The organism is Kitasatospora sp. NPDC056181, from assembly GCF_042266225.1.
GTDB lineage: Bacteria > Actinomycetota > Actinomycetes > Streptomycetales > Streptomycetaceae > Kitasatospora.
Genome location: NZ_JBHJUK010000233.1, coordinates 1 through 9,907 on the forward strand (window position 1 = coordinate 1; position 9,907 = coordinate 9,907).

8 protein-coding genes and 1 pseudogene are annotated in these 9,907 nt (G+C 76.4%); 5 read left to right on the forward strand and 4 right to left on the reverse strand.

The annotated features are described in order from the left end of the window. Window positions 1-93 precede the first annotated feature (93 nt). Together ACFC1F_RS41215 and ACFC1F_RS41220 are read left to right on the forward strand one after the other, a co-directional pair. The gene (locus ACFC1F_RS41215; protein WP_376166678.1) at window positions 94-1,152 is read left to right on the forward strand and encodes an NAD(P)-dependent oxidoreductase; all 1,059 of its coding nucleotides are present in this window, start codon (window positions 94-96) and stop codon (window positions 1,150-1,152) included. Between the two features lie 110 nt (window positions 1,153-1,262). Next, window positions 1,263-1,811, forward strand: a complete 549-nt coding sequence (locus ACFC1F_RS41220) for a hypothetical protein (protein WP_376166691.1) — start codon at window positions 1,263-1,265, stop codon at window positions 1,809-1,811. A 105-nt stretch (window positions 1,812-1,916) separates the two neighbouring features. On the opposite strand, the gene ACFC1F_RS41225 is transcribed toward ACFC1F_RS41220, so the two are convergent. From ACFC1F_RS41225 to ACFC1F_RS41235, 3 genes are all read right to left on the reverse strand, one after another. Continuing rightward, a complete protein-coding gene (locus ACFC1F_RS41225) occupies window positions 1,917-2,357 on the reverse strand; it encodes a carboxymuconolactone decarboxylase family protein (protein ID WP_376166693.1) in 441 nt (146 codons plus the stop codon). Between the two features lie 234 nt (window positions 2,358-2,591). Then, the gene (locus ACFC1F_RS41230; protein WP_376166680.1) at window positions 2,592-3,812 is read right to left on the reverse strand and encodes an MFS transporter; all 1,221 of its coding nucleotides are present in this window, start codon (window positions 3,810-3,812) and stop codon (window positions 2,592-2,594) included. Window positions 3,813-3,981: 169 nt separating this feature from the next. Beyond that, the gene (locus ACFC1F_RS41235; RefSeq protein WP_376166682.1) at window positions 3,982-4,467 is read right to left on the reverse strand and encodes an RrF2 family transcriptional regulator; all 486 of its coding nucleotides are present in this window, start codon (window positions 4,465-4,467) and stop codon (window positions 3,982-3,984) included. Window positions 4,468-4,636: 169 nt separating this feature from the next. Between ACFC1F_RS41235 and ACFC1F_RS41240 the strand changes: the two genes are divergently transcribed. The 3 genes from ACFC1F_RS41240 (at window position 4,637) to ACFC1F_RS41250 (ending at window position 7,546) form a co-directional block, all read left to right on the forward strand. Beyond that, a complete protein-coding gene (locus tag ACFC1F_RS41240; RefSeq protein ID WP_376166685.1) occupies window positions 4,637-5,491 on the forward strand; it encodes a lysostaphin resistance A-like protein in 855 nt (284 codons plus the stop codon). Between the two features lie 67 nt (window positions 5,492-5,558). Beyond that, a complete protein-coding gene (locus ACFC1F_RS41245) occupies window positions 5,559-6,950 on the forward strand; it encodes a sensor histidine kinase (protein ID WP_376166688.1) in 1,392 nt (463 codons plus the stop codon). Then, on the forward strand, window positions 6,902-7,546 hold the full coding sequence (locus ACFC1F_RS41250; protein ID WP_376166690.1) for a response regulator: 645 nt from the start codon (window positions 6,902-6,904) through the stop codon (window positions 7,544-7,546). The genes ACFC1F_RS41245 and ACFC1F_RS41250 overlap by 49 nt, the downstream gene beginning before the upstream one ends. Before the next feature lie 249 nt (window positions 7,547-7,795). Here the strand turns inward: ACFC1F_RS41250 and ACFC1F_RS41255 are convergent. Beyond that, window positions 7,796-9,907: pseudogene (locus ACFC1F_RS41255) on the reverse strand (hypothetical protein); the annotation flags it as partial.

Below are 9,907 nucleotides of genomic sequence, written 5' to 3' on the forward strand. Positions count from 1 at the left end.
ATCATAGAGTGGGCGGCCCCGGGTGCCACTCCGGCCCGTACACAGCGTCGCGACGGATGGCGCGACGCACCGTCACCCACGCAAGGAGACACCGTGCGTCAGCCCCAGAACGTGCTGCTGGACGCGGCCCCCGGCGGGCTGCTCGACCGGGAGCTGGCGCGGCTGCTCGGCCACGGGCTCGCCGTCACCCTCAACCTCCGGCGGGTGGCCGACAGCGCCGCGGCGCGGGCCGCCTGGGCCGCCCGGGTCGAGTTCGCCGACTTCGACGCCTTCGACGAGTCGGCACTGCTCGCCGCGACCGTCCGGGGCGGCCTCGGGTACGACGCCGTCAAGTCCCGTGGCGGGGTGCCGATGCGCGCCGCCTTCCTGGCGACGGCGACCGACCCCCGTCTCGCCCGCCGACTCCGGGCGATCGGGCGGGCCGGGGCCGGCACCGACCACGTCGACCTCGCGGCCGCCACCCGGCACGGCGTCGCCGTCACCCACACACCGGGATCCAACGCGAACGCGGTCGCCGAGTTCGCCCTGGCCCAGCTCCTCGCCCTGACCCGCGACCTGCCCGCCCACAACGAGGCCGCGCACCGGGGAAGTTGGCGCACACCGGTGACGCCGGCGGTGGAGCTCTCCGAGCTCACCCTCGGCATCGTCGGCCTGGGCCGGACCGGTCTGGCCCTGGCCACGCGGGCCGGGGCCCTCGGCATGGACGTCCAGGCGTTCTCCCGCCGCCCGGCCGGGGCCCCGGTGCGCGCCGCCGACTCCCTCCGTACGCTCCTGGCCGGCAGCGACGTCGTCTCCCTGCACCTGCCGCTCACCCCGCAGACCCGCGGACTGATCGGCCGGGCGGAGCTGGAACTGATGCGGCCCGGCTCGGTCCTGCTCAACACCGCCCGCGGCGGCATCGTCGACGAGCAGGCCCTGGCCGACGCCCTCCGCGACCCCGCCCACCCGCTCGCGGCCGCCGCCGTCGACACGTTCGAGCACGAGCACGCGGCCTTCGCCTCACCCCTCGCCGGCCTGCCGAACGCGCTGCTCACCCCGCACGTCGCCGGGATGACGCGGAGCGCGATGGCCACCGCCGCCCTCCGCTGCGCGGACCACCTCGCCGCCCTGCTCGCGGGCCGCCCGGACGGCGTTCCGGTGGCGACCGCGTGACGGCCCGACACCCCGAGGGCGCCGAGCGCGACACGGGCACTGGGCGGGGCACGGGGACCGGACGGGGCGCAGGGACCGGGCGGGGCGCAGGGACCGGGCGGGGCGCAGGGATCACGGTCCAGTGGGTGAGGACGTCCTGGACGAAGCGGTCGCGGGGTGGGCCGGCGGCGGCCCGCCGGAATGCCGCGGCGGCCGGCTTCGCGGTGCCGCCGCAACCCTCGACGCCGTTCGCGCCTTCGCAGTCGGTGCTGGCGGTACCGCCAGTGCCGTCGATGCACCCGGTACGCCCAGGACGCCCGGTACACCTGGTGCACGTGGTGAGCATGGCCGAGGCGGACGGCTTCGCACCGCGGGAACGCTGGGAGGTCCTCCCGCCCGGCGCCCTCGGGCTGCGCGAGGCCGACGGCCGGTTGCGGGTACTGCCCCCGGTGGAGCCGTTGTACGGCCTTCCGCCGCGCGTGCGGCGCCCGCCGGCCGTGCGGCTCGCACCCGGGCAGTGGGTCCGATGGCAGCTCAACTACCGCTTCTCCAGCGCGGCGGGCATACGGGACTGGTCCTACTGGCTGGACACCTTCAACGTCGCCTACGGCCCGGCCGGCCCCGGCCTGTTCCTGACCGAACCCACCGTCCTCGTCGACGAGCGCGGCCCGGTCCGGTAGCCCGCTGCCCGGCCCCACCACCACCCGCCCACCGCCACACGGCCGAGTACCGGGCGACGCGGAGCCGCCCGGCACCGGGCGCGGGTCACAGCGACGGCCCGGGTGTCACCAGGTCGCGCCGGCGGGCTGGCGGGTGGTGGCGTTCAGACGGTTGAAGAAGTTGGTCAGGCTGATCCAGAGGACCAGCGAGGCCAACTGCTTCTCATCGAAGTACGCGGCCGCCGCGTCCCAGACGACGTCCGGCACGACGGCCCGGTCGGCGAGACGGGTGACGTGCTCGGCCAGCTCCAGGGCCGCCCGCTCGGCGTCGGTGAAGTACGGCGCCTCCCGCCAGGCGGCGACGGCGTGCAGGCGCTCGTCGGTCTCGCCGTTCTTCTTCGCGCTCGCCACGCCGCCGACGACGCAGTAGCTGCAACCGTTGATCTGGCTGGCGCGCAGGTGGACGAGTTCGAGGGTCGACTCGGGCACGCCCCCCTTCTTCGCGGCCTTGAGCACGCCCAGGATCGCGGGCATCGCCTCGGGGATGACGACGGCGGGGTTGGCCATACGGGCGTCGTTCACGGTGGTGTCCTTCTCTCGGTGTTCGCTCGTGCTGTCATCCCTTCGACGGAGCGGATCGCGGAAGTGTGACAAGCCGACGGAAGAAGTCCCGGGAAGGAGTCACCGGGCTCACCGGCCGGGCCTCAACGCGCCCGCCAGGCTCACCGGCCTTGGCCCCAGCGCGTCCGGCGAGCCCACGGGCCAGCCCTCAGCGCGTCCGGTGAGCCCACGGGCCAGCCCTCAACGCGTGCGGCCGACGGTGGCGAGCAGGCAGGCCGCGGCGACGGCGGCGAGCGCCGCGGCGGTGGCGTACATCGTGGCGGCCCCGGCGTGGGCCGTCAGCCCGCCGAGCACGGTGCCGGACCCGATACCGGCATAGACAGCGGAGGAGTTCAGGGCGACGACCAGCGGCGCCTCCTGCGGTGCCGCGGCGATCAACCGGTGCTGCTGCGGCGGGGTCTGGCACCAGCTGCCCGCCCCCCAGGCCACCGCGAGCAACCCCACGAGAGCGGGCGCGCGTGTCCCGTAGGCCGCCAGCAGGCCGAGCCCCCCGAGCCCGGCGGCCAGCACGAGGTAGCCCGTCGACAGCACCCGAACCGGGCCGAAGCGGTCGGTGGCGTACCCCGAGGCGAGATTGCCGAGCACCGCGCCGAGCCCGTAGAGCGAGAGCGGCCACGCCGTGTCGGACTCCCCGATGCCGACCGCCGCGAGCACCGGAACGCTGTACGCGTACACCGTGTAGGCCGCCGTCATGCCGAGCACGGTCAGGGGCAGGACGGCGCGCACGGCCGGACGACGCAACACCGCGAGGCGTTCCCGCAGTGGCACCGCAGGGTTGCCCGGCAACGCGGGCAGCAGGAGGGCGAGCACCGCCGCGGTGAGCAGCGCGAGCGCCGCGACCGCGGCCAGCGCCCAGCGCCACCCCGTCAGTTCGCCGGCCACGTCCCCCAGCGGGACGCCGAGTGCGGTCGCGACGGTCAGCCCGCCCACCACCACGGCCAGGGCCCTGGCCCGCCGTTCGGGGCCGGTCAGGAAGGCGGCGACCGCTCCCGCGTTGGGGGTGAACGCCGCCGCGGAGCCGGCTGCGGCCACCCGCGCGACGATCAGCGCGGCGAAGGTCGGGGCGAGCGCCGTGGCGAGGTTGGCCACGCCGAGCCCGGTGAGCGCAGCGACGAGCAGGGTCCGGCGTGGCACCCGGGCGGTGAGGGTCGCCAGCACCGGGGAGAGCAGGGCGTACGCCGCCGCGAAGGCGGTGACGGCCTGGCCCGCGGCCGCCGTCGACACGCCGAGGTCCCCGGCCAGGTCGGGCAGGAACCCCGCGACCACGAACGCGTCCGTGCCCACGGCAAAGGTGCCCAGGGCCAGGACGGGGACGACGCCGGTCCGGGACGGGGTCGGGCCGGTCGTGGCAGGGGCAGGGGTAGTGGCAGCGGGCGACTCCCGCCTTAACGAGATATGCAATGTCCCGATTCTCCTTCGCAAAGAGCCCGACCGGGCGGCCGGGCTGGGTACAACGGACGGACGGGCGGGCGGGCTACGGCGGGCGGACCGGGATGCGGGCCGCTCCGGTCCGCGGGCCATGGGGGCCGGCGTGGCATGCGGGCTGTCCCGCCCACGGCATGACGGCCGGTCAGCCACCCCCACCCAGCCGCTCGTGGAAGCGCCGGACACGCCCGGGCGCACCCGCGGGGCTGGCCGCCAGCAGGTCGGCGAGGGTCTGCGAGGCCAGCTCGCGGCGCCACGCCAGTTCGGCCCGCCGCATCGCGCCCGCGATCCCGCACGGGCGCGCGAACTCGCCCGCCGCCGCCTCGACACCCGCTCCCCTGCGGCGGATCTCGGTGCAGCGGAACGCCTCCGTCGTCCCCTCGACGGCGGCCACCACGTCCATCAACGTGACGTCCTCGGGTGCGCGCGCCAGCCGGTACCCGCCGCGCGCGCCCGGCACGGAGGTCAGCACACCGGCCCGCACCAGCGGCTGCAGACGCTTCTTCAGGTACACCGGCGGCAGCTCGAAGATCTCCGCCAGCCGGCCCGTCGGGATCGGCGCCTGGTCGTCGAGCCAGGCCAACGCCAGGCAGCAGTGCAGGCCCCACTCCACACCCTCACCCATCAACATAACCGGGATACTACATGTCCCCAAATGGACCCGGAAAGGCCCGACGCCGCCCGGGGGGTGCACCTGGATACACCCCCCGTTGGGCAGCTACACGCAATGGCCCCGGCGACGCGGACCGGAAGAGTCGACGTCGACAGAGACGGACCGCACGAGCAGGAGGCTGGAGATCATGCGGGCATGGAAGGCGGAGACGGCGGTGTTCCTCACCGTGGCGTTCGTCGCGGCGGGGGCGTTGGGGGCGGTGCAGCCCGCGACGGGGATTCCGCCGGAGGTCGTCCAGTTGACCCAGTTCGGTCCCGCCGCAGGGGTGTTGGTGGTGGCGCTGCTCTGGCCCTCGCGCATCCGGCAGCGTCTCGCCGGGGCGCTGCCCCGACGCCGGACGCCGGACACCGCCCGGGCCGGGAAGGGCCGGACGGGCCGCGCGGGCCAGGTGGGCCGCGCGGGCCAGGTGGGCCGCGCGGGCCAGGTGGGCCGGGAAGTCCGGGTGCTGCTCTCGGCGCCGCTGATCATCGCGCTCGCCGCGGGCACGTACGCCCTGCTGGAGGGAGCCGGCCGGTTCACGGATCCGCGCACCCTGGCACACCCCTTCGCACTCGTCGTGGTGGCCCAACTGGTCGGCGCGTGCGGAGAGGAGATCGGCTGGCGATGCCTGCTCCAGCCCATGGTGCGGAGCAGGTTCGGCCCGGTCGCCGCGTCGGCCCTGGTCGGCCTGGTGTGGGGCTTCTGGCACGTGCAGGTCCTCACCCACGCCCCGGCGTACGCGGCCGGCTTCCTGCTGGCGACCGTCGCGATGTCCGTCGTGCTCGGCCTCGGTCTGGAGCACGTCCGCTCCAATCGGCTGCTGCTCGCCGGTGGCTTCCACACCCTGGTGAACCTGGGGATGCTCCTGTTCCTGGACGACGACTCCGGCGCGGTGCTGCCGATGGTGCTGTTCGGCGGCGCGTGCCTGGTGGCGGCGCTGCCGTGGGTGGTGCGGGCGCCCGGCACTAGGCTCGTGACCGCGGCGGAGCACGGCGCGCGCTGACGGGGGAACAACGGGTGGGCAGGACAGAGCGGGTGGGCACGGCAGATCGCGTGGGCACGCAGAGCCGGTGGGCAGGGTGAAGCGGCCAGGCACGGCAGCGCGACAGGGCACGGCAGCAGGGGGTGCCGCGGCCCGGGCGGCGCGCGGAGCACAGCGGGCGGACGCCACGGTCGCGGCCCGGGGGGCCGGAGGCCGGGCCGCGGGCGGCTGGGCCGCCGTCGGGCGGTGCCAGCTGCTGTCACTCGCCGGCTTCGCGGTGACCGCGGTCGGCGGGCTGGTGGTGTGCACGTTGCTCCTGCTGCCGGTCGGGGTGGGGTTCCCCCTGCTGCCGCCCGCCGCGGCGGCGCTGCGCCGGCTCTCGGACCGGTACCGCTCCTGGACCGCCCGCTGGACCGGCACCCGGATCAGCCCGCCCGAACCGCTCGCCGTCGACGGCTCCGGGAGCCGCCGGCGGCGGGCGGCCGCCGTCCTCGGCGACGAGGGCTTCTGGCACGACCTCAGATGGGCGTGGCTGGAACCGTGGGCCGGCGGGGTGCTGGTCGCGGTGCCGCTGGCGCTCATCGAGTACGGGGCGTTCGGCGCACTGGTGCAGCCGTTCATCTGGCGGCTCGTCGGCGACGGCAACTGGTACGCCTTCATCCCCGTCGAGTCCACCGCCACCATGCTCGCCGCCGCCGTCCTCGGCCTCGTGTTCGTCGCGGCGGGGCTGCGTCTCGCGCCCCGGGTGCTGGATCTGCACGCCCGGTGGAGCCGGCGCACGCTCGCCGCGCCCCACTCCACCGAGCTGGTCCGCCGCATCGAGCACCTGGCCGACACCCGCGCCGACGCACTGGACACCCAGGCGGCCGAACTCCGGCGCATCGAACGGGACCTGCACGACGGGGCGCAGGCCAGGCTGGTCGCCCTGGGCATGACCCTGGACAAGGCGACCCGGCTCCTCGACACCGATCCGCAGACCGCCCGCGAGCTGCTGCTCGTGGTCCGGAGCACCTCGGAGCGGGCGCTCCAGGACCTCCGGGACCTCGTCCACGGCATCCACCCTCCCGTCCTCGCCGACCGCGGTCTCGGCGACGCCGTCCGGTCACTGGCGCTCGACAGCTTCCTCGACGTCGACGTCGAGGTCCGGTTGCCGGGGCGGCTGCCCGCACCCGTCGAGTCCGCCGCCTACTTCGCGGTCGGCGAACTCCTCGCGAACGCGGCCAAGCACTCCGGCGCCCGCGAGGTGCGGATCCGCCTGGCGCACGCGGACACCGTGCTGCGGGTCACCGTCACCGACGACGGCGGCGGCGGCGCGGACCCCTCCCGGGGGAGCGGACTCTACGGTGTGCGGCGCAGGCTCAGTACCTTCGACGGGAGCCTCACCCTGCACAGCCCGCAGGGCGGACCGACCACCGTGACCCTGGAGATACCGTGCGCGTCGTCATTGCCGAAGACCTCTTCCTCCTCCGCGACGGGCTGATACGGACCCTCCAGGAGCACGGCTGCGAGGTGGTCGCGGCCGTCGACAACAGCCCGGCCCTGCTGCGCGCGCTGCGCGAGGAGGAGCCGGACGTCGCCGTGGTCGACATCCGCCTTCCGCCGACCTTCACCGACGAGGGCCTCCAGGCCACCCTCGAAGCCCGCCGCGCCCGGCCGGGCCTGCCCGTCCTGATCCTCTCCCAGTACGTGGACCAGCTCTACGCCCACGAGCTGCTGGCCGGGGGCGAGGGCGCCATCGGCTACCTGCTCAAGGACCGCGTCACGCACACCGCCCAGTTCATCGACGCCGTCCGCACCGTCGCGGCCGGCGGCACGGTGATGGACCCGCAGGTCATCGCCAAGCTCCTGGCCCGCAGCGACGCCCGGGGGAACACCTCCCAGCTGACCCCGCGCGAGCACCAGGTGCTGGAGCTGATGGCCGAGGGCCGGTCGAACGCCGCCATCATGAGCACCCTGCACATCAGCGAGAGCGCCGTCGCCAAGCACACCGCCGCCATCTTCGCCAAGCTGCGGATCGAGGCGTCCGCCGACGACAACCGCCGCGTGCTGGCGGTCCTGGCCTACCTCAAGCGCTGAGGGCGGGGAACCTCCGGGCACGACCCCGCCGACGTACGTCGCCGCCCACCAACACCCGCCAACGCCCGCCAACGCCCGCCGATCGTCCGTCAGGTCGGGCGGGCGCCCGCCCCCGACCGCTCACCTGAGGCCCGCGGACCGCTCCGGCTGCCGCCCTGGCTCGGGCTCGGGCTCGGGCTCCGGCTCGGACTCCGGCTCCGGCTTCGGCTCCGGCTCCGGCTCGGGCTCCGGCCGAGCTCACGCACGGTCTCAGTCCGTGGTGACCCGCAGGTTGGCGAGGAGGGTGGCGCCGTCCGCCGAGGTGGCGAGGACCCGGCCGGAGCGGTGCCAGTGGGTCACCGCGCCGGCGTGCCCGCGCAGGCCCGTGTACGGCGGGTCCGCCTGCGGGAAGACGACGGTGGCGGCGGGCGCGGCGTCCGGGCCGGTGCCGGTGCGGACGAGGGCGCCGGTGCCGTCCGCGAGCGGCACGGTGAGCGCCCAGTGATCGCCGTCGACGGTGGGCGCGTGCGGTGCGAGGCCCTCGACGGTCAGTTCGGTGACGCCCCCGGCCGTGTCGGTGGTCCAGGAGAGCGTGGTCCGGTCCGGCTGCAACTGCCGGTGCGCGGTGAGCAGGCCGCCGCCGGCGACCACCGCCGACTCGCCGGGGTCCCCGGCCGTGCGGTCCAGCCGGAGCCGGGCGCGCAGTTCCCATCCGGGCTGGTCCCAGCGCCACAGCTCGGTGAGCGGCGAGCCGTCGGGCAGGTTCGAGACGACGACGGCCGCGCAGCTGGTCGCCGTCCGGGAGATCCGGCCCACCGGCCGCTGGCCGTTGCCGAGTTCGCGCCAGACCACGGTGGGGCGGGGGGCGAGGGTGTCCAGCACGGCGATGCCGTCCTCGTCCACGGTGACCAGGTGGCGGCCGTCGAAGGACCGGGCGAGCTGCCGCACCCGCAGGGTGGTCCAGGGCCGGACGACGCGGGTGGCGAGGTCGAGCCGGGCGATCTCGCGCGTCGCGCCGTAGCCGGCCACGAGGAGCGCGCTGCCGCCGTGGTCGGCGAGGACGAGCTCGTCGGCGGGCACGTCCCAGCGCGCCTTGGTACGGCCGTCGGCGGTGAGCAGCCGTACGCCCGCCTGGCCGCAGGCGACCAGCACGGCACCCGATCCGAGCAGTGCCGCGTCGAGCACCGGCAGTGTGCCGGGCCGGTCGGCGGCGGTGTGCGTGGGCGCGGCGCCGGCGGGGCGGGTGTCGCGCCGCGGACCGGGCAGGTCGGCGGCGGCCAGCGGGTCGGCGCGTTCCAACAGCCGCTTGGCGAGGACGCTCTCGGCCCGGCCGGCCTGGGCGCCGCCGAAGCCGCCGTCCCGCACGACCGCCCGGGCGGCGGCGGTGGCGAGTTCGCGGTCGGCGGCCGGGTCGGCGGCCGGAAGGTCCGCCAGGGCCGCGGCGAGCGCCGAGCGCCCGGTGGAGCGCGGGTCGCCGTCGGTGTCGAGGACCGCCAGCGCGAGCGCCCGGGTGGACTCCCCCGCGCCGAGCGCCAGCAGGTAGGGCAGTGCCCGGCCCCGGGCCGGGCCACCGAGGGCGACGGCGTCGCGCAGGTCGGCCGCGACCGAGGGCCGCAGCGACTCGTCGGGCCAGGCGGCCTCGACGGCGCCGAGGCGGTCGCCGGCGTCCCGGCAGTGCGCGGCCCAGGCGGCGCGCAGTTCGCGGGCGGCCTGCGGGTGGGTGGCGGAGAGGCGTTCGACGGCGGTGGCGAAGGCACCACGGCGGTGCGCGATCCGGACGGCGCGCTCGCGCTCGCCGGCCCGCCACCAGAGCCGGACCACCAGGTGGGCGTCCAGGTCCCGGCCCTCGGCGAGTTCGGCGGCCTGGGCGGTGCGGTCGTGGCGGATCAGCACGGCGACCGCCTCGGCCGGTGCGTTCAGCAGGTCGGCGAGGACGAACGCCGCCTCGTCGACCCGGCCGTCGCGTTCCAGCTCCTCGGCGGCTCGGCGGTAGAGAGCGGAGAGGTGCTGGTGCACGGTGGGACCGGAGAGCGGGGAGGCGCCGCCCGCGCCGCCGGCCTGCGGGGTCGCGCGCAGCTCGCCCGCGTAGCGGCGGGGCAGGCCGAGGGAGAGCCAGGGCCGCTGGTCGGCCGCCTTGGCCCCGGCGAGCCGGACGGCGTCGCGCAGGGCGTCCTCCCACCGGCGCTGCTCGAAGGCGCGGGTGAGTTCGTGCAGGTAGCGGGCGTGACGGCCGCGCACCAGCCGGGCCGCCGGGGTGCGCAGGGCCAGGCGGGCCAGCAGGCCGCCCAGCAGCGGCCGGCGGGCCCGCCGGGCCGCGCGACCGGGGGCGCCCGCGGCGGAGCCGTCGGCGGCGGAGCCCTGTCCGGCGGGGGCGGCCGGGGC